The 20,654-nt window shown below is 64.0% G+C and carries 16 protein-coding genes; 11 read left to right on the top strand and 5 right to left on the bottom strand.

The genetic code is table 11. From position 1 onward, the window contains the following. Positions 1–125: 125 nt before the first annotated feature. Positions 126–1,382, bottom strand: a complete 1,257-nt coding sequence (locus BV95_RS16955; RefSeq protein ID WP_156028698.1) for a site-specific integrase — start codon at positions 1,380–1,382, stop codon at positions 126–128. 278 nt (positions 1,383–1,660) lie between these two features. Here BV95_RS16955 and BV95_RS16960 point away from each other — a divergent pair, with 278 nt between their 5' ends. Continuing rightward, the gene (locus BV95_RS16960) at positions 1,661–3,148 is read left to right on the top strand and encodes an RES family NAD+ phosphorylase (RefSeq protein WP_037454682.1); all 1,488 of its coding nucleotides are present in this window, start codon (positions 1,661–1,663) and stop codon (positions 3,146–3,148) included. Positions 3,149–3,261: 113 nt separating this feature from the next. Beyond that, entirely contained in the window at positions 3,262–3,579 is a 318-nt protein-coding gene (locus BV95_RS16965; protein ID WP_037454685.1) for a hypothetical protein, read from the top strand. Positions 3,580–3,858: 279 nt separating this feature from the next. Here BV95_RS16965 and BV95_RS16970 read toward each other — a convergent pair whose 3' ends face one another. Genes BV95_RS16970 through BV95_RS16985 form a run of 4 tightly spaced genes read right to left on the bottom strand, consistent with a single transcriptional unit; the run spans position 3,859 to position 8,813 of the window. Continuing rightward, positions 3,859–5,031: an acetyl-CoA C-acetyltransferase gene (locus BV95_RS16970; protein WP_037454688.1), complete on the bottom strand. Its 1,173-nt coding sequence runs from the start codon at positions 5,029–5,031 to the stop codon at positions 3,859–3,861. A gap of 14 nt (positions 5,032–5,045) precedes the next feature. Continuing rightward, entirely contained in the window at positions 5,046–5,711 is a 666-nt protein-coding gene (gene npdG, locus BV95_RS16975; protein WP_037454690.1) for an NADPH-dependent F420 reductase, read from the bottom strand. Then, complete coding sequence (gene cofH, locus BV95_RS16980; protein WP_037454692.1) at positions 5,701–8,058, bottom strand: 5-amino-6-(D-ribitylamino)uracil--L-tyrosine 4-hydroxyphenyl transferase CofH; 2,358 nt, start codon at positions 8,056–8,058, stop codon at positions 5,701–5,703. The genes npdG and cofH overlap by 11 nt, the downstream gene beginning before the upstream one ends. 35 nt (positions 8,059–8,093) lie before the next feature. Continuing rightward, complete coding sequence (locus BV95_RS16985) at positions 8,094–8,813, bottom strand: TetR/AcrR family transcriptional regulator (protein WP_037454742.1); 720 nt, start codon at positions 8,811–8,813, stop codon at positions 8,094–8,096. A gap of 96 nt (positions 8,814–8,909) precedes the next feature. Between BV95_RS16985 and BV95_RS16990 the strand changes: the two genes are divergently transcribed. The 9 genes from BV95_RS16990 to BV95_RS17030 are packed head-to-tail and all read left to right on the top strand — an operon-like array spanning position 8,910 to position 20,575. Beyond that, positions 8,910–9,956 (top strand): phosphotransferase family protein, encoded by a 1,047-nt coding sequence (locus tag BV95_RS16990; protein WP_037454695.1) that lies wholly within the window; start codon positions 8,910–8,912, stop codon positions 9,954–9,956. Between the two features lie 19 nt (positions 9,957–9,975). Beyond that, positions 9,976–10,716 carry an SDR family NAD(P)-dependent oxidoreductase gene (locus BV95_RS16995; protein ID WP_037454745.1) on the top strand — a complete coding sequence of 247 codons (741 nt, stop codon included), beginning with the start codon at positions 9,976–9,978 and terminating at the stop codon, positions 10,714–10,716. A 23-nt stretch (positions 10,717–10,739) separates the two neighbouring features. Then, on the top strand, positions 10,740–11,966 hold the full coding sequence (locus BV95_RS17000; RefSeq protein ID WP_037454697.1) for an acyl-CoA dehydrogenase family protein: 1,227 nt from the start codon (positions 10,740–10,742) through the stop codon (positions 11,964–11,966). Positions 11,967–11,997: 31 nt separating this feature from the next. Then, positions 11,998–13,329 (top strand): MFS transporter, encoded by a 1,332-nt coding sequence (locus BV95_RS17005; RefSeq protein ID WP_037454748.1) that lies wholly within the window; start codon positions 11,998–12,000, stop codon positions 13,327–13,329. Further along, positions 13,329–14,864 carry an AMP-binding protein gene (locus BV95_RS17010; protein ID WP_037454699.1) on the top strand — a complete coding sequence of 512 codons (1,536 nt, stop codon included), beginning with the start codon at positions 13,329–13,331 and terminating at the stop codon, positions 14,862–14,864. The genes BV95_RS17005 and BV95_RS17010 overlap by 1 nt, the downstream gene beginning before the upstream one ends. Positions 14,865–14,869: 5 nt before the next feature. Next, a complete protein-coding gene (locus BV95_RS17015; RefSeq protein WP_037454701.1) occupies positions 14,870–16,948 on the top strand; it encodes a PQQ-dependent dehydrogenase, methanol/ethanol family in 2,079 nt (692 codons plus the stop codon). Continuing rightward, complete coding sequence (locus tag BV95_RS17020; RefSeq protein WP_037454704.1) at positions 16,935–19,007, top strand: 3-hydroxyacyl-CoA dehydrogenase NAD-binding domain-containing protein; 2,073 nt, start codon at positions 16,935–16,937, stop codon at positions 19,005–19,007. Before BV95_RS17015 ends, BV95_RS17020 begins: the two co-directional genes overlap by 14 nt. After that, a complete protein-coding gene (locus BV95_RS17025) occupies positions 19,004–20,155 on the top strand; it encodes a thiolase family protein (protein ID WP_234703224.1) in 1,152 nt (383 codons plus the stop codon). The genes BV95_RS17020 and BV95_RS17025 overlap by 4 nt, the downstream gene beginning before the upstream one ends. A gap of 3 nt (positions 20,156–20,158) precedes the next feature. Continuing rightward, positions 20,159–20,575, top strand: a complete 417-nt coding sequence (locus BV95_RS17030; protein WP_037454706.1) for a Zn-ribbon domain-containing OB-fold protein — start codon at positions 20,159–20,161, stop codon at positions 20,573–20,575. The last annotated feature ends 79 nt before the right edge of the window (positions 20,576–20,654 follow it).

Below are 20,654 nucleotides of genomic sequence, written 5' to 3' on the forward strand. Positions count from 1 at the left end.
GCTCTGCCCAGCAGGGCAAATCCCGAAAGGAGAAAACCCCATCTTGACCCACCGATGATATCCGAAACATAACCTTCAGGCGGGTCACTTCTCGGTGGAAATCCCGGGTCAACTCTCAGTGGCAATCAACACGGAGTCGTCCCCTCCAACATCACCTCCGACAGCATCAAACCGCCAAGCTCGCCCGCACGGCATCCGGTAAGCGCCGCAACCACCGGCACCCAATATTCCTGCCCTCTTAGTCGATACCCTCCTGAGACGTGCGTGTTCGTCTCTGACGCACAGCCTGTAAACCAAGGGTGCTGAAACAGCAGGTTCATCTCATCTACGCTCAGACGGCGCTTCTCAGGCATGACCGACCTGTTAGGCCGTTCTACATAGGCATCCACTTTGATACCGCTGGCCGGGTTCGGTCCTGAAAAGCAATCTCGATCTATTGCATGGTTGATAACGGATCGTAGCAAACCGATCCGCTTTTTGACCGTGGCGCTGCTAGGAGGCCGTACAATGCTTCCCACAGTTTTTCCGCCAATCACCTGCTTAGCCAGATGCTCAGCGTAATTGTGGAAGTCCCGACGAGTCAGCCCATCGAGCCGTTTATTCCCAAACAATTTTTCGAAGAGACGTAGCGATGATCGAACTTCCGCTTCCGTTCTGAAAGGCAGCTTCCGATGGTCTAGGTACTGATCAACAGCCTCGCTCAGCGTTGGTACGGAAGGTTCGACTATGCTGCGCTGCGCCGCGAGGCGGGGAGTTTTTCGCCCTTCTATAAGCGCCTGTATATCGTCTCGTCCTTGCTGAGTACCGGCACGGATTGCGCCGACGATGGCACCGAACGCTTCTGAACCAGCGGGGGCGTTCCATCGATCATTGCCAATGACCCAAAGCGCATCCTCTGAGAGCGCGCTAGCCTTGCCTCCGCCTGCTCTGGACTCCAAGGCTTTACGCTCCTCCTCAGCCGCCACTTCAATGTTGTAGAGGATACGTTCATACTCTGCCGCATCTTCTGCGCTGGCATCCACCTTAACGTAGGCGCGCTCGAACGACTCGGCCGTTACCCTTCTGTAGCGGGCGGTCAGTTCGTTTAGGTCCGCTTGAGTGACGGTACGAAGAGGCGATGACGAAGCCGCCAACAGCTTTGGGGCTTGTGGCATAATCCCACCGGAGATCGACGCCAGACGGCGCTCAAAGTCCGTATGAGCGGCCATTGCTGCAATGTGCATTTGCCCCTGATCCTTGGTCTTCAAGGAAGCCCGGAACAAGGGTCGTGATCCAAAATGATGAGCATAGTGCGCGGGCTGACGCTTCACGCTTTCAGGTACGCGCCGCACATACTGGTAAACCCCGTTGCGGGTTTTCACATATTTGACTGCGGCGGCCAAAAGCTCTTCCCTACCTGTAGAAAGTATCACACTTTGAGTCACAGTAAGGAAGCCAATCGCCTTGAAATTCAATACCTTTCTGGTTTCGTTAGCAGAATTTTCAGGGCAAAACTAGTCCAGCAGGGCTCACCATCTGTCCCTTATCGATGAGTGAAATTCGGGCCGTAGCGGAATTTTCTCCACGGCGGACTTGCTTCGTCGAAAAGCCTTTCTTCGATTCAAACGCCCTGCCATCACTTGCGGTCAGCGGCTGATCCGATAGCTGAAGGGGGGCCTTCATGGCAGACGACGACGAACAGAAAATCTGCCGCAACTGCGTCGGCGAAGCGTTTCTCGGCAAGTTGATCGAAAAGGAAGGTTCGGTCGATACATGCAGCTATTGCGAGGACGACGAGGAGCCTTGCATTTCCATAGAAGAACTGGCCGATCATGTCGAAGGCGCATTCGAACGGCATTATTACCGCACATCGGATCAGCCGGACATGTATGAATCGATGCTGCTGCGCGACAGGGAAATGTCCTATGAATGGGACCGGCACGGGGAACCCGTGCTCCATGCCATAGCCGACGCGGCTTCCATGGCCGAGGCGGCGGCGCAGGATGTGCTGGACATACTCGAACAGCGTCATTCGGATTTCGAAATGGCGCAGATGGGGGAGGAATGCGAATTCGATTCCGACAGCCATTATGAATGGAAAAATCCCGAAGACCATGAGTTCGCCTTTGAATGGCAGGCCATAGAGCGTTCCCTGAAATCGCAGTCGCGCTTTTTCAACCAGGCTGCGGAAGCCTTTCTGGCCCGCCTGTTCGCAAATCTGGACGGGCGCGTGACAGGCAGCGGGCATCCCGTGGTGGTGACGGCCGGGCCTGAAACCGGGCATCGGTCCTTTTTCCGCGCTCGCGTCTTCCATAATTCGGATGAACTGGACGAAGCGATGATGCGCCCGGACCTGCATCTGGGGCCGCCGCCCGGTCGCTTCGCCCGCGCCGGACGCATGAACGCGAGCGGGATTTCCATGTTCTACGGCGCGTCGGACAAAGGCGTGGCGCTGGCCGAAGTGCGTCCTCCCGTGGGCAGCCGCGCCCTGATCGGCGAATTCCAGTTGACCCGGCCCGTCCGCCTTCTGGACGTGACGGCGCTGCAATCAATCTATGTCGAAGGAAGCATCTTCGACCCGAACTATCTGGAGCAGATGTCGCTGGCGAAGTTCATGGCGCGGCTGAGCGACCGCATCACCATGCCTGTCATGCCCGACGACGAACCGACCGAATATCTGATCACGCAGATGATCGCCGAATATCTGGCCCGGCGCCCCGAACCCGGCCTGGACGGCATTCTGTTCCCTTCCGTCCAATGCGCGGGCGAACACCGCAACGTCGTGCTGTTTCATCACGCATCCCGCGTTCAACTATTGGAATTTCCGGAAAATACCGAACTCAGCGCCTATCAGATGTCTTCGACCGACGACGGCCCCGAACCGGACTATCATGTCTGGGAAGAGGTGCCCCCCGTCCCGGAGAAGGAAGAGGAGGAGGATGGCGGACTAGCGGCGTTCGCGATGTTCAAACCGCCGATCCGATACGACCCGAATGAAGATGTTCGCGACGTCACCTTGCGGGTGAACACCGATGCGATCACCACCCATCATGTCCGGGCAGTCTCCTTCCAGACGGATGATTTCGAAGTCCGCCGCCGCCGGATAGAGAAGCGGGAATGGAAGTTCACGCGGTCGCCCGGGGCTGACCTGCCTTATTTCGACATTTGACGGCGGGTTGCGCAGGAACGCAGCCGCGCACCATCCCCACTCGTCGCAAATCGATTGCCTTGGCGCGTCCGGCAGGCGAATAGCCGGGTTGAGGATATGAGGGGCGAAGGTTTATGAAACTGGCATCGTTGGTTTGCGCGTTCGCGGTAGGCGTGGCGTTTCTGCCGGTGGCGGCCCTTGCCGACGATCCCAATGATCCGACGATGCGGAGCGCCGCGGCGCGGGCGCGGGACAGCGCCATCATCAAGCGCATGAACCAGCAGCAACTCGCCTATGTCCGCAAGCGCGACGCCCAGCAGACTCCCCGCGTGCGGCCGGGCGATCGCGCCGCATATGCCGACGCCCGCGCCGAATATGATCGGAAGATGGCGGCCTGGCGCCGGGCTGTCGCCGCCTGCAATGCGGGGCGCTGGGAATATTGCGACAATTGAACTGAGCCGTCATCCGGCCCTTTCTTCCCGCGCCTACCCCAATATCGCGACCGCAAGCGCGGCGAAGCACCATAGTTCAAGCGAGATCGACAAGCCGAACAGGATGCCGAACATGGCGTCAGGCTTCAATGCGTCATCCATCTGCCCTCTCCGTTTTCTTTCTGCAAGATGAACGGCTTAACCACGCATCTGGTTCCCGGAGCGCTTCGACGCAAGGCCCCGGTTCACCGCATCGCGATGAACCGTCTTGAAGGGAGGGACTGGTGATCCCGTCCCCCGTCAGAGCCGTTCCACGATGGTGACGTTGGCCATGCCGCCCGCCTCGCACATGGTCTGCAAGCCGTAGCGGGCGCCCCGGTCATGAAGCGCGCTGACCAGCGTCGCCATCAGCTTGGCCCCCGAACCGCCCAAAGGATGTCCCAGGGATATCGCGCCGCCATGGACGTTCAGCCTGTCGGGATCGGCGCCGAGCGCCCCTGCCCAGGCCAGCGGAACCGGGGCGAAGGCTTCGTTGACTTCGTACAGGTCGATGTCGGAAAGCCGCATCCCCGCCCTCGCCAGCGCCTTTTCCGTGGCGGGGATCGGGGCTTCGAGCATGATGACCGGATCGTGGCCCAGCACCGTCATCTGGTGGATGCGGGCGAGCGGGATCAGGCCATGCGCCTTCAGGCCCGCTTCATTGACCACCAGCAGCGCCGCCGCGCCATCGCAAATCTGGCTGGCGTTGGCGGCGGAGATCACGCCATCCTCGTTCAGCAGCTTGACGCTGGCGATCCGTTCCAGCGTGGCGTCGAAGCGAATGCCTTCGTCGACCTTGTGGATGACGGTTTCGCCTTCCGGAGTGACGATTTCGAGCGGGACGATCTCCGCATCGAACTTGCCCGCTTCGGTCGCGGCGGCGGCCCGTCGGTGGCTTTCCAACGCATAGGCGTCCAGCACATCACGAGGCAGGCCATATTTCTTCGCCAGCATCTCCGCGCCGCCGAACTGGCTGAAGGGCTGGTTCGGGTAGCGCGCCTCGATGCCGGGGCTGCGATAGGTGCCGAAACCGTGCTTGGCGGGCAGCGTCCAGGGCAGGCCCATGGGCACGCGGGTCATGCTTTCCACGCCCGCCGCGATCACAACGTCCTGCACGCCGGACATGACCGTCGCGGCGGCGAAGTGCAGCGCCTGCTGGGATGATCCGCATTGGCGGTCGACATGGGTACCGGGCACGGATTGCGGCAAGCCCGACGCCAGCACCGCGTTGCGGGCGATGTTCGCGCCCTGCTCGCCGCCGGGGCAGGCGCAACCCATGACGACATCCTCCACGGCGGCGGGGTCGATGCCGGAGCGTTCGACCAGAGCCGCCAGGATCTTGCCCGCCAGATCGGCGGGATGGACGGCGGCCAGGCGACCGCCCCGCTTGCCGCCCGCGCTGCGGGCGACGGCGGCGATATAGGCTTCAGCCATTGATCTTATCCTTTTCAAACGCCGGTGATGCGGATGCCGGAGCCGGGAACCTTATATTTGCGGTTAAGGGCGATGAGGACGGAGGTCAGCCCCTCCGCCACGACGGAGTTGCACAGCGGCCCCGCATTCCAGGCGCGCAGGCCGATCTCCTGCGCCAGCGCGACCACCGTGTCGGCCGCTTCGCTGTCGTCGGCGCAGACCAGCACGTCGCATTCAATCTCTTCGTCCAGCTTTGTCAGATGATGGGCGCTGATATTCTGGAAGGCGGAGACGACGCGCACCCCCTCCCCCAGCATTTTCTGGACCGCTTCGACGGCGGAACCGCCTTCGGGCAGTTGCACCCGGCTGACCTTCGGCGGGACCAAGGGCACGGTCACGTCGATCAGGATCTTGCCCGCCAGCGCGGCTTCCACATCCCTCACCGTCGATTGCTGCGCGGCATAGGGCACGGCGAGGACGACGATATCGGCCTGCGCGGCGGCGTCCGGATTGGCGGCCCCTGTGACGGCGCCGTCACCCAGCACTTCGTTCATCTGCGCGGCGGCCTCCTGCGCGCGTTCGGCCGTGCGGCTGCCGATGATGACCCTGTGCCCCTTATGCGCCCAGCGAAGAGCAAGCCCGCCGCCTTCCTTGCCGGTGCCGCCCAGCACGGCGATGCTCGCCAGCTTTTCATTCTGCATATGCAAACCTCTCCTGTTCTTTTCGACGCCTGCGGGGAGGCGTCAGGATCATGGGCGTGAGTTCGGCGGCGTCCATGCCGCGCTCATGAATATGCTGGGCGACCGCGCCATAGGCGGTGCTGCGCTGGCGCGGCGTGCGGCCGAGCGAACGGATCAGCGCCTCCATCGCGGCAGGCGGCATTTCCTGACCATGCTGCGTTCCTGCCGCGCGGGAAATGCTCTCATTCATCAGCGTGCCGCCCAGATCGTTCGCGCCGGAGTTCAGGCAGGCCCTCACCCCCTCCCCGCCCAGCTTGACCCAGCTTGTCTGGATCGAACGGATATGCGGGTGCAGCGCCAGCCGGGCGACGGCGTGCATCAGGCGCACTTCGCGGAAGGTCGGGCCGTGGCGCACTTCGCCGCGCAGGCCCATCGGCGCTTCCATATGGACGAAGGGCAACGGCACGAATTCGGTGAAGCCCCCGGTGCGCCGTTGCAGATCGCGGATGCGGATCAGGTGACGCGCCCAGTGGCGCGGCGTGTCGACATGGCCGAACATGATGGTGGCGGTGGTGGTAAAGCCGACCCTGTGCGCGGTTTCGATGACGTCCAGCCATTGATCGGTGCTGAGTTTGTCCGGACAGAGGATGGCGCGCACCTCATCGTCCAATATCTCCGCCGCCGTGCCGGGCAGCGTGTCGAGGCCCGCTTCCTTCAGGCGGATGAGGAATTGCTCGACCGTCAGGCCCAGAGTCGCCGCGCCCTGCGACACCTCCAGCGGTGAAAATGCATGGATATGCATGTCCGGCACGGCGGCGCGGACGGCTTTGGCGAGGTTGATATAGGTCTCGCCCGTATAATGGGGGTGGATGCCGCCTTGCAGGCAGACTTCCGTGCCGCCGCGATCCCATGCCTCGCGGGTGCGGCGGACGACTTCCTCCAGATCGAGGTCATAGGGTTTGCCGCGCAGATGTTCCGCCTTGTCGCCCTTCGAAAAGGCGCAGAAGCCGCATTTATAGGCGCAGATATTGGTATAGTTGATGTTGCGGTTGACGACATAGGTGACGGCATCGCCCATCACCCGTTCGCGCAAGGCGTCGGCACTGTCGCAAATATGTTCAAGATCGGTTTCGCGGGCGGAAAAGAGGGCCGTGATCTCCTCTTCCTCCAGCAGAACGCCCGCCATGGCGCGGTCGACGATGGCGGCGATCTTCGGGGCCACCGGCAGGGTCGACGGGCGGGCGACGCGGGGCTCCAGCGCTATGCCGGGCGACCAACTATCCTCGCGGGCAAAGCCATCCGCATCGGCATGGGCGAGAATATGGCGAACCATCGCTTTGTCCTGCCAGCGCCCATTATCCTGCGCATAGGCCGGATAGACCGGCAGGCGCGCGACCAGCATCCGCCCCTCGCCCTCGGTCGCCATGCGCAGGCGTTCGACTTCGGGCCACGGGGCTTCGGGGTTCACATGGTCGGGCGTGACCGGAGAGACGCCGCCCCAATCGTTGATCCCCGCCGACAACAGGCGCGGGAAATCGGCGGCGGACAGGTTCGGCGGCGCCTGGATGTTCATGTCCGGCCCCAGCACGATGCGCGCCGCTGCGATGGTCCAGAGCAGGTCGTCCATGTCCGGTTCGGGCGCATGGGCCATCACCGTCCGTTCCTTGGCCCGGAAATTCTGGACGATGACTTCCTGGATATGGCCATATCGCCTGTGCAGGTCGCGGATCGCCTCCAGCGCCTCGATCCGTTCCCGGCGGGTTTCGCCGATGCCGATCAATATGCCGGTGGTGAAGGGGATTTGCAGTTCGCCCGCCAGCCGGATCGTCTCCAGCCGCGCCGCCGGTTCCTTGTCGGGGGACCGGTAATGCGCCCCGCCCTTGCCGCACAGGCGGTCGGAAACGGACTCCAGCATCAGCCCCTGCGACACCGACACCCGGCGGAGCGCGGCCATTTCCTCACGGGTCATCACGCCCGCATTGATATGCGGCAGCAGGCCGGTTTCATCCCGCACCAGCGCGGCCATTTCGACGAGGTAGGAGATGGTCGTCGCATGGCCCAGCCGGGCCAGTTCGTCGCGCGCGGCGGCAAAGCGCAATTCCGGCTTGTCGCCCAGCGTGAACAGCGCCTCGGTGCAGCCCGCCGCCCGTCCTGCGCGGGCGACGGCCAGCACTTCATCGCGGGTCATATAGGCATTTTCGCCGGGCCGGGGCGGCTGGGAAAAGGTGCAATAATGGCAAAGGTTGCGGCAAAGCTGGGTCAGCGGGATGAAGACCTTCCGCGACCAGCTTTGCACCCGGCCATGCCCCTCGTCGCGCAGGGCCGACGCGGCGGCCAGCAGGTCCGCCAAAGGCGCTTCAGGCAACATCATCCTCTCCATCGTCTTTTCAGCCCACGTCTTTTTCAGCCAACCGGACTGGGCGGTTCGGGCATTCCCATGTCGCGCCTGCCGATCCCGGCGAGCATGTCCGGCGAAAGGTCGACCGGCGCCTCCAGCAGCGCGCCCAGCGATTGCTTGAAATGTTCCAATGTGCCCTCGCTGCCCCACATGGGATGGTCGCGGCTGCGGTCGGCCAGCGCCCGCTGCCGTGCCGAGAGGACCGCGCTGATATAGGCGCCCATGAATATGAAGCGCTGATTCTGAAGCGCGGGCGGCAGATGCGGCATGAGCCTGCGCAAATGCGCCAGGCAGCGGCCATAGGCGCCGTTCCACGCGGGATCGAGCGCATCCATCATCATCTCCCTATGCGTCATCGCGAACAGCAGGATGAACTGGACATAATGTTCATCCGGAAGGCCCAGCACCGGATCGATCACGATGTCGACCACTTCACGGATCGCGCGGGGGCCGCCCTTTTCCTCCAGCGAATCGAGCGCAAGGTTGCGTTCGCGGTCCAGCGCGACCGCGCCGTCCATCACGATGGCGCGGACCAGCGCCTCCTTCGATCCGAAATAATAGCCGACCGCGCCGTGATTCTTCTGGCCCGCCGCCGCCGCGATTTCCCGCACGGTGACGCCGTCCACGCCCTTTTCCGCGAACAGGCGCAGGGCGACCTTCTTGATTTGCTCCGGCGCGGCGGCGCGGGAGGCATCATCGGCTTTGGCAAGTTTAAGTCTGACCATGAGTGCATTTTTCTCATTGCCAAGCGAGTTCGTCAAGTGCATTATCCAATTGATCTAATCGACGCACCGACAGTCGAGAATAGCGAGGGATGCCCAATGAAATCGACCGTGGAACCGACATGGGAATCGACGGTCGACATCGATTCGCTGGCGGCGTGGATGACGGATCGGGGCCTTGGCTCCGGACCATTGACCGATATGACGCCGCTGGCGGGCGGGACGCAGAACATCCTGCTGCGCTTCAGCCGCGACGGGCGCGACTATGTGTTCCGCCGCCCGCCAGCCCATCCCCGCCCGAACAGCAATGAGACGATGCGGCGGGAGGCGCGGCTGCTGCGCGCCCTGGCCGGGACGGACGTGCCCCATCCCGAACTGATCGCCGATTGCGGCGACGAAGCCGTGCTGGGCGTCGCCTTCTACCTGATGGAGCCGGTGGACGGCTTCAATCCCATCGGCCGATTGCCGCAGCCCCATGCCGGTTCGCCGGAGATGCGCCACGCCATGGGGCTGGCGCTGGTGGACGGGATTGCGGCGCTGGGCGCGCAGGATCATCAGGCGCTGGGACTTGCCGATTTCGGCAAGCCCGATAATTTTCTGGGACGGCAGGTGGATCGCTGGCGGTCGCAGCTTGCGGGCTATGCCGAATTCGACGGGTGGACCGGGGCGGAAGCGCTGCCGTCCGTCGGCGCGGTCGGCGATTGGCTGGAACGGCACCGGCCGGAACGTTTCACGCCGGGCATCATGCATGGCGACTATCATCTGGCCAATGTGATGTTCCGCAGGGACGGGCCGGAACTGGCGGCGATCATCGATTGGGAACTGGCGACCATCGGCGATCCGCTGCTGGATCTGGGCTGGGTGCTGGCGACCTGGCCCGACGGCAAAAGCGGAAGCACCGTTTCGGTCGAGCCATGGGACGGATTTCCGGCGGCGGGCGAACTGGTGGCGCGCTATGCCGGACGGTCGGCGCGCAATTTGTCGGCGGTCGACTGGTATCATGTGCTGGCCTGCTACAAGCTGGGCATATTGCTGGAAGGCACCCATGCCCGCGCCTGCGCAGGCAAGGCCCCCCGCGAAACCGGCGACCGGCTGCACGACCGCGCCATCCATCTTTTCGAACGCGCCGAAGCGCTGATCCGCTGACATGAATGGGGAGAATTTCTTGACCAACGAACTCGACTTCACCGGAAAGACGGTGCTGGTGGTCGGCGGATCGAGCGGCATCGGCAACGGCATGGCGCAGGCCTTCCGCCAGCGCGGCGCGCAGGTCCATGTCTGGGGCACGCGGGCCAGCGCCAACGATTATGCGGGCGTGGAAGGGTCGGACCTGGACGGCATCGGCTATACGCAGGTCGATGTCAGCGACGCGGCGGCGATTGCGGCCGCGCCCGTGCCGTTCGACCGGCTGGACGTGCTGATCCATTCGCAGGGGGCCGTGCTCTACCGCCGTCAGGAATTCGAGGCGGAGGGGTGGAACAAGGTGATGGCGGTCAATCTCGACTCCATCCTGCATATTTCCAACCTCTGCCGGGGGGCGCTGGCCGCCGCCAAGGGGACGATCATCGTCGTCAGTTCCATCGGCGCGTTCAGGGCGACCTTCGGCAATCCGGCCTATGCAGCGTCCAAGGCGGGCGCGGTCAATCTGGTGCGGGCGCTGGCGATGGCGTGGGGCGGCGACGGCATCCGCGTCAACGGCATCGCGCCCAGCCTGGTCGACACCAAGATGACCAAGGTGACGATGGACAATGACCAACGGCGGGAACGCGCATTGGCCAAGATTCCGATGGGCCGTTTCGGCTCTATCGAGGAGATGGCCGGGGTCGCTCTGTTCCTCGCTTCGCCGCTGTCCGGCTATATTTGCGGGCAGACGCTGGTCGTCGACGGCGGCCTGACGCTCACCTGAATTTTCCCGGAAAGGACCATGCGATGGATTTCGAATATTCCGACAAGGTGAAGGCGCTGCAGGCGCAACTCATCGATTTCATGGACGCGCACGTCTATCCGATCGAGAAGGAGCGCGACCATTTCCACCATGACCCGGCGAACCTGTGGAAACGCTGGCCGGGCACGGAGGAGATCAAGGCCAAGGCGAAGGAAGCGGGCCTGTGGAACCTGTTCCTGCCGCATGAATATGGCGAATGGAGCCCCGGCCTCTCCAATCTGGAATATGCGCCGCTGGCGGAGATTATGGGCCGCGTGGTCGGGGCGTCGGAATATTTCAACTGCTCCGCGCCGGACACCGGCAATATGGAAGTGCTGGCCCGCTACGGCACGCCGGAACAGCAGGAACAATGGCTGAAGCCGCTGCTGGACGGCACGATCCGCTCCTCCTACGTAATGACGGAGCCGGAGGTCGCCTCTTCCGACGCGACCAATGTCGCGACGACCATTGTAGCGGACGGGGACGATTATGTGATTAACGGCCGCAAATGGTGGATTTCGGGCGCTTTCGACCCGAATACGAAGCTGTTCATCCTGCTGGGCAAGTCGTCCCAGGACGGGCCGCGCCACCAGCAGCATTCGCAGATACTGATCCCCGTCGGCACGCCCGGCATAGAGATCGTCCGCCCGCTGGACGTGTTGAACGCGGTGCACTCGCCCGGCGGTCATGCGGAGATGATCTTCAAGGATGTGCGCGTGCCCAAGGCCAATCTGATCCTGGGCGAAGGGCGCGGGTTCGAAATCGCGCAGGGCCGTCTGGGGCCGGGCCGCATCCACCATTGCATGCGCCTGATCGGTCAGGCGCAGCGGGCGCTGGAATATATGGCGCACCGGGTGGAAAACCGGGTCGCCTTCGGCCGCAAGCTGGCCGATCAGGGCAGCATCCGGCAGGACATCGCCCTTTCCTTCTGTGAGATCGAGCAGGCGCGCCTGCTGACGCTGAAGGCCGCCGACGCGATGGACCGGTACGGAAACAAGGTCGCGAAAGACCTGATCGCCGCGATCAAGATTGTCGCGCCGCGCATGACCCAGACGGTCGCCGACCGGGCGATGCAGGTCTTCGGCGGCATCGGCATGGCCAGCGACTTCCCGCCTGCCTCCGCCTTCATGAGCGCGCGCTACCTGCGCTTCGCGGACGGCCCGGACGAGGTGCACATGGCCCAGCTCGGCAAGCTGAAGATCGCCGAACTGAACCAGTTGCCGGTGCGCTGAGATTGTGACCGCGAAGGCAGGGATCATGCTGATGAGCGCCCAGGATCAGACCGACAACCACGCCACCATGCGCCTGGGCGGCGCATGGTGGATGGTGGCGGTCCTGTTCGGCCTCTATGTGCTGAGCTGGATCGACCGGCTGATCGTGTCGATGCTGGTGACGCCGATCAAGGCGCATCTGCTGCTGTCCGACGTGCAGATCAGCATGATCACCTCCACCTCCTTCGCGATCTTCTATGCCATTTTCGGCCTGCCGCTCGGCTGGGCGGCGGATCGTTTTTCGCGGCGCTGGATCATCTTCGGCGGCGTCGTCGTCTGGGGCCTCGCCACCACCGCCTGCGGCTTCGCGGAAAGTTATGAGGCGCTACTGATCGGGCGCATCTTCGTGGGGATCGGCGAAGCGGCGCTGCTGCCCGCCGCCTATTCGCTGATCGCGGACGCCTTTCCCCCTAATCTGCTGACCCGCGCCACATCGACCTTCCAGACGGCGGGCAAGGTGGGATCTGCCACCGCCTTCGCGCTGGGCGGCATCGCCATCGCCTTCGCGGCGGCGCATAGCGGCATCCATATTCCCTTTCACGGCCCCGCCGAGCCCTGGCAGTTGGTCATGATGATGGTCGGCGTGCCGGGCATATTGCTGGCCCTGCTGCTGTTCACCTTTCCCGATCCCGGCCGCCGCCGGACGCCCGGCACATCCGCCGACGGGGAGCAGAAGGGGCTGATCAGGGCCTTCGTCCGCCAGAACTGGAAGCTGCTGGCGCTGATGCTGGTGGGCACGTCCGCCCTCGCCATGTGCGGCTATTCCATGACCAATTGGGTGCCCGCCTATATCGAGCGGCATTTCGGGTGGAAGCCGGTGCAATATGGCTTCGCGCTCAGCCTGATGAACATCGTTTCCGCCGTGTCGCTGGTGGTGAACGGCTGGATCGTCGACCGGCTGTTCGCGGGAGGGATGAAGGACGCGCATCTGCGCTTCTACGGCTGGCTGATCCTGGGCTTCCTGCCGGTGATCGCCTACATGTTCTTCGCGACGAACCCCTATGTCTTCCTGGCCTGCTATTGCGTGGCGCAGTTCATCACCGTGCCCTTCATGGTCTATGTCTCGTCGGTCATGGGACTGATCGCGCCTGCGACGATCCGGTCGCGGATGCTGGCATCCTTCCTGTTCGTCTTCACCATTTTGGGTCAGGGTGCAGGCCCCGCCATCGTCGCCGCGCTGACCCAATATGTCTTCCGTGACGAGGGCGCGCTGGGCCAGTCGCTGGCGGTCGTCGTCACCGCCAGTTCCATCATCGCCCTCATCTCCTTCCGCATGGCGCTGAGATATCTCGCGCCCGCCATCGCTTCCCGAAAGGACGTTTGATGTCTTTGACCATCGGCGGGGTCGATCCCGCGCGCCGCGACCAGCTTGCCCTTGCCGACGAGCGGGTGACCTATGACTGGCGCCAGTTGGACGAACTGCTCAACCGGGCGGCCAACGCGCTGAACGGGCTGGACCTGACCGAGCGGCGGGTGGCGGTGTTCGCGCCCAACAGCGCGGAAACGGTGATCGCCTATGTCGCCTGTCTGGAGGCGGGCATTTCGAGCGTGCCGGTCAGCTTTCACCTGACCCCTTCGGAGGCGGCCTATATATTGAAGGACAGCGGCGCGGTGGCGCTGCTCGTCGGGCCGGAGACGATGGAGGCGGGACTTGCCGCCGCACAGGAGGCCGGCGTCGGAACGGTGATCGGCTGGCGTTGCCCGGATCGCGAAGGCGTCGTCCATTGGGAGGACTGGATCGCCGCCGCTTCCACCGGGGAGCCGGACCATGACGTGCCGCCCCTGCCGCACCTCCATTACACCTCCGGCACCACCGGGCGGCCCAAGGCGACCGAGACGCCGCCGCAATATTTCCCCCGCATCGCCACGGTAAAGGCGCTGGCCGAAGCAATCCGCCAGCGAGTCACGCCCTCGCCGGGGATCGCCGTGGGTCCGCTTTATCATACCGGCCCACTGGGCATGGCCCGCAACGTCTTCGGCGGCATGAGCCTGATCACCGTCGAGCATTTCGACGCGGAAAAGACGCTGGCGCTGATCGAGAAATATAAGGTCGCCGGGTCGGTGATGGTGCCGACGCATTTTCAGCGGATGCTGGCGCTGCCGGAGGATATCCGGGCGAAATATGACGTGTCGAGCATCCAGCGCCTCGCCCATACCGGCGCGGCCTGCCCCCGCGCCGTCAAGCAGGCGATGATCGACTGGTTCGGGCCGGTGCTGGTGGAGGCATATGGCGGGACGGAGGCGGGATCGACCACCTTCATCACGTCGCAGGAATGGCTGGAACGGCCGGGGTCCGTCGGCAAGGCGCTGCCGCCGTTCGAGACGGTGATCTATGGCGAGGACGGGCAGATAGTTGGGCCCAACGAGGTCGGGCAGGTCTATTTCCGCGACAGGACCGGATATGGCATCGTCTATCGCAACGACCCGGAAAAGACCGCCGCCGCCCATATCGCGCCGGGCGTCTTCACGCTGGGCGAGATGGGCTATGTCGACGCGGAGGGGTATCTCTTCATCACCGACCGCGTGTCCGACATGATCGTGAGCGGCGGGGTGAACATCTACCCAGCCGAATCCGAACATGTGCTGCTGCGCCATCCCAAGGTGGCGGACGTCGCCGTGGTCGCCGCGCCCAACGCCGAAATGGGCGAGGAAGCGCGGGCGCTGGTCATTCCGAAGGACGCGGGCGATCCGCCCACGGCGGAGGAACTCAACGCCTTCTGCCGGGCGAACCTGGCCGGATATAAATGCCCGCGCGGCTATGAGATGGTCGACGATATCGGCCGCACCGTCATGGGGAAGGTCAACAAGAAGGCGCTGCGCCAGCGCTTCTGGCCCTCCGACCGGACCATCGGGGGCTGATCGGGATGCGCCTCATTCTGCCCCTGCTGCTGTTGCTCGCCGCCTGCGCGCCTTCGGGCGAGGCGCGGCGCGACGGCAGCGACTGGCCCGGCTATGGCGGGATCGACGAAAATCATTACAGCCCTCTCACCGAAATCAACGACGGCAATGTCGGCAGGCTGAAGCTCGCCTGGCATCATGACATTGGCGGCGGCGGGGCGAGCCTGTCAGCGCCCATCGCGGTGGACGGCATCCTCTATTATGCGTCGGGCTACAGCGTGATCCATGCGCTGGACGCCGCGACAGGCCATGAACTGTGGACCTACGATCCGCAAAGCTGGAAGGTCGCCGGGCAGAAGATGCGCGCCGCCTGGGGTGTGCGCGGCATTGCCTATGACAATGGCATGGTCTTCACCGGGACCATCGACGGGCGGCTGATCGCGATCAATGCCCGCACCGGCCATCCCGTCTGGAGCACCCAGACCATCGGCAAGGATGACGAGCGCTATGTCACCGGCGCGCCATGGGTGTTCAAGGACAAGGTGGTGATCGGCCATGGCGGGGCGGACTTCGCGCCGGTGCGGGGCTATGTGACCGCCTACGACCAGCGGACGGGAAAGCAGCTTTGGCGCTTCTACACCGTGCCGGGCGATCCGAAACTGGGTTTCGAGAATAAGGCAATGGCCATGGCCGCCCGGACCTGGACCGGCGAATGGTGGAAATATGGCGGCGGCGGAACGGCATGGAACGCCATGGCCTATGACCCCCAATATAACCGGATTTACATCGGCATCGGCAATGGATCGCCCTGGAATCAGAAGATCCGTTCGCCGGGCGGCGGGGACAATCTGTTCCTCTGTTCCATCGTCGCGCTGGACGCGGATACCGGGGAATATGTCTGGCATTACCAGACCAATCCGGGCGAGACGTGGGACTTCAACAGCGCGATGGATATCGAGCTGGCGCGGTTAAAAATCGCCGGGAAGGAGCGCGACCTGCTGATGCACGCGCCGAAGAACGGCTTCTTCTACGTGATCGACCGGGCCACGGGAAAGCTGATCTCCGCCCGCAACATCGTGCCGGTCAGCTGGGCGAGCGGCATCGATATCAGGAGCGGACGGCCCATTGAAAATCCGGCGGCGCGCTATCCGGACGGGAAGCCCGCCATCGTCTACCCCTCCCCCTTCGGCGCACATAATATAGAGGCGATGTCGTTCAATCCGGGGACCGGCCTCGTCTATATTCCGGCGATGGATCAGGGGCGGGTCTATATCGACCCGGCCGAGCCATTGCAGGGCTGGAAGCATCTGAACGGTCAGCGGATCAGCACCGGCACCGGCGCGCCGCCCGCGGGCGTGGCGCCGGATCGGCCCGCCACCAGCTTCCTCCTCGCCTGGAACCCGGCGACGCAGAGCGAGGCGTGGCGCGTGCCCATGCCCGGCATTCGCGGCGGCGGAGGGACGGCGACGACGGCGGGCAATCTGCTGTTTCAGGGCAATGCGGCGGGGAAATTCGTCGCCTATGCGGCGGACAGTGGGAAGCCGCTCTGGTCCTTCGACGCGCAGACGGCGGTGATGGCGCAACCCATCAGCTATCGGGCGCGTGGACGGCAATATGTGACGGTAATAGCCGGATCGCGCTTTCCAAGCGCCACGGGCATGGGGAAGGAATGGAACTACCGCACCCAACAATGGCGCGTCCTCACCTTCGCGCTGGACGGCAAGGCAAGCCTGCCGCCGGTGCAGCCGGTCGAGACGCCCGTGATCGACATGCCCGACTTTACCGTCGATCCAGCCAAGGCCGCCGTCGGTGCAGGCGTTTTCGGGCAGCGCTGCTCCATCTGCCACGGCGCCAACGCAGTGTCGGGCGGCATGGCGCCGGACCTGCTCCAGTCGGGCGTGCCGCTGGACAAGGCCAGCTTCGAGGAGGTGCTGCGCAAGGGCATTCTCCGCGAACGGGGCATGCCCCGCTTCGAGGAGCTGACGGATGCCGAGATCGAAGCTTTGCAACATTATTTCCGCCAACGCGCTCGCGAAGTGCTGGCCGCGCAAGCAGCGGCCAAGCCGGGCGCACAGACAGATAGAGGCTTGAATGAAGGTCAATGACGTCGTCACCTATGAGGTGGAAGGCCCCATCGCGGTCATCACGGCCCATTCGCCGCCCGTGAACGCGCTCTCCAGCGCCGTGCGGCAGGGCATAGCGGGCGCGGTGCAGACCGCCCTTGGCGACGGCAGCGTGGGGGCCATGGTGCTGATCTGCGAAGGACGCACCTTCTTCGCCGGGGCGGACATCACCGAATTCGGCAAGCCACCGGTCGAACCAACGCTACGCAACCTGCAACTGATCGTGGAAAATGCGACCAAGCCAGTGATCGCCGCGATCCATGGCACGGCGCTGGGCGGCGGGTTGGAATTGGCGCTGGTGGCGCATTACCGCATCGCCGTTCCTTCGGCCAAATGCGGGCTGCCGGAAGTCAATCTGGGCCTGCTGCCGGGCGCTGGCGGCACGCAGCGTCTGCCGCGCATCGTCGGGATCGAAAAGGCGCTGGACCTCACCACCTCCGGCGCGCCGGTCGGCGCAAGGGCCGCGAAGGAAATGGGGCTGGTCGACGAACTGGCGCAGGGCGATCTGCGCGCCGACGCCATCGCCTTCGCCCGGCGCGTGCTGGAGGAGAAGCGGCCGCTGCTCAAGGTTCGGGACCGCACTGAAAAGCTGGACGAGGCGCGGGGCAAGCCGGAAATCTTCGCCGATTTCCGTAAGGCCAATGCCCGGAAATTCCGGGGCTTCAAGGCGCCCGAACATATTATCCGCTGCGTCGAGGCCACGCTGGAGAAGTCCTTCGACGAGGGCATGGTCTATGAGCGGGAACTGTTCAACGAACTTCAGTCCGACAGCCAGTCCGCCGCCCAGCGCCACGTCTTCTTCGCGGAACGGCAGGCGGCCAAGATCGACGGCATTCCCGCCGATACGCCGGTCCTGCCCATCGCGAAGGTCGGCGTAATCGGCGCGGGCACGATGGGCGGCGGGATCGCGATGAACTTCGCCAATGTCGGCATTCCGGTGACCATCGTGGAGGCGAAGCAGGAAGCGCTGGATCGCGGCATCGGCATCATTCGCAGCAATTATGAAGCCACCGCGAAGAAGGGCCGGATGAAGGCAAAGGATGTCGACACGCGCATGGGCCTGCTGACCGGCTCCGTGGCGATGGAGGATCTGGCCGACTGCGACCTGATCATAGAGGCGGTGTTCGAAAATCTCGACGTGAAGCGGGAGGTGTTCGGGAAACTCGACGCCATCGCCAAACCGGGCGCGATCCTGGCCACCAACACCAGCTATCTCGACATTGACGATATCGCCGGCGCCACCAAAAGGCCGGAAAGCGTCTGCGGGCTGCACTTCTTCTCCCCCGCCAATGTGATGAAGCTGCTGGAGGTCGTCCGTACGAAGGATACGAAGCCTGATATCGTCGTGACAGCGATGAAGCTGGCCAAGACCATCGGCAAGATCGGCGTGCTGGTCGGCAACGGCTTCGGCTTTGTCGGCAATCGCATCCTCGCGGCGCGCAACGCGCAGGCGGACCGGCTGGTGCTGGAGGGCGCGACGCCTTGGGCGGTGGACAGGGTGCTTTACGATTTCGGCTTTGCCATGGGGCATTTCCAGATGCGCGATCTGGTGGGGCTGGACGTCGGCTGGAACCGGGACGCCACCAGTTCCGCCAATGTGCGCGAAATCCTCAACGAAATGGGCCGCCATGGGCAGAAGACGAAGGGCGGCTATTATGACTATGACGATAACCGCAAACAGACGCCCTCCCCCATCGCGATGCAGGTCATAGAGGAATTCGCGGCGAAACAGGGCATCGAACGGCGCGAAGTGAGCGACGCGGAAATCCATGACCGCATCCTCTTCGCCATGGTAAATGAGGGCGCGCGCATCCTGGACGAAGGCATCGCTGCGCGGGCGTCGGACATCGATATCGTCTGGGTCACCGGCTATGGCTGGCCGAAATATCGCGGCGGCCCGATGTTCTGGGCGGATTTGCAGGGGCTTCCCACGGTGCTGGAGAAGTTGAAGACGCTGGAGGCCACCCATGGCGAGGCATTCACCCCCTCTCCGCTGATCGAGCGGCTGGTGGCGCAGGGCAAGGGGTTCAGGGACGCATGATGAAGGGCAACCGCGTCGCCATCACCGGGGTCGGCGAAACCCCCTTCCTGCGCAAGGGCGAGGAAGGCGTCATGAAGATGATGACCCGCGCCAGCCTGGCCGCCATTGCCGATGCGGGCCTGACGCCGAAGGATATCGACGGCTATATCTCCAACAAATATGCGGGGCACGGGTCGGACGAGGTCGCCTTTGCGATAGGGGCTGGCGAAAAACGCTTCTGCGCCACCACCGACAGCGTGGGCGGCACAGCGACCTCCGGACAGGCGCTGCAACTGGCGCAGATGGCGATAGAGGCGGGTCTGGCCCGGCACGTGCTGGTGCCCTATGCGATCCAATCGACCAAGCCGGGCGGCGTCTATGGCTTCCATGCGCGGGAACCGCAAAAGGCGGGGATAGAGATGCCGGTCGGCTTCTTCGGCCAGCCCACCTATTTCGCGACCATGGCGAACCGCTATGCCCATGAATATGGCATGACGGAGGAGGAGCAGGCGTCCGTTCCCATGACCTACCGGGCATGGGCGGTGCTGACGCCCGGCGCGCAACGGCGCGATCCGATGGATTTCGAAGCCTATCGCCAGTCGCCGATGATCTCCACGCCTTTGCGGGCGGCGGATTGCTGCCTCACCACCGATGGCGGCGGCGCCTATGTGGTGAGCGCCGTGGAGGAAGCGCGCGACATGCCGCATCCAGTGGTGAGCGTGCGGGGATTGGGCCTCGGTTTCAACAATTGGCCGCAGGGGGTGCTGTTCACCCAGACGCCCTGCACCTACGATTTTCCGGGCGAGGCGTCGGCGAAGCTCGCCTATGCCATGGCGGGTTGCGATCCCAAGGATCTGGACCTCGCGCAAATCTATGACGGCTTCACCATTTCCGCGCTGGTGCAGACAGAGATGCTGGGGCTGTGCGAACGGGGCGAAGGCCCCCGCTTCTATGCGGCGGGCCATGGGATGCCGGGCGGACGGATGCCGGTCAACACCAGCGGCGGGCATATGTCGGGCGGCTATGTGCCGGGCATGAACCTGCTGATCGAAGCGGTGCGGCAGTTGCGCGGGCAGGAGGGCGAACGACAGGTGCCCGACGCCAAATTGTGCGCCGTCGCCGGGCTGGGCGGCAATAATCATTCCACCACCATCCTGGCGCGGAGCTGATCCATGGGCATTCCTATTTACCCTCCCAGGATCGAAGACCCGCTGTTCCAGGGCTATTATGACGGGCTGGAAGCGGGCGAACTGCGCATCACCGCCGATGCGGAGACAGGCGAATGGATATGGTATCCGCCGGAGGTCATCCCCGGAAAACCCGACGCCGTGCTGGAGTGGCGCGCCGTTTCGCCGGAGGGCAGCGCCTATAGCTTCACCACCGTGATCCGCAGCCTGTTGCCGGGCGATCATAAGGGCGAAGTGCCCTTCACCGTGATCCTGTTCGAACCGGACGACGCGCCGGGCGTGCGGGTGCCGGGCATTCTGGTCGATGCGGAGGGCGTCGAGCCGCGCTGCGGGATGCGGCTGCGCTTTCGGGCCGTGCAGGCGGGGGATCACAAGATAGCCGCCTTCGCGCCCGTCGGGTGAGGAGGGAATATGAAGTCATCCGTTCCCATCCCCGTTCGGGCTGAGCCTGTCGAAGCCCTTTCCTGTCTTGAAGAAAAGA

The sequence above is a fragment of the Sphingobium chlorophenolicum genome, from assembly GCF_000722875.1.
Lineage (GTDB): Bacteria > Pseudomonadota > Alphaproteobacteria > Sphingomonadales > Sphingomonadaceae > Sphingobium > Sphingobium chlorophenolicum.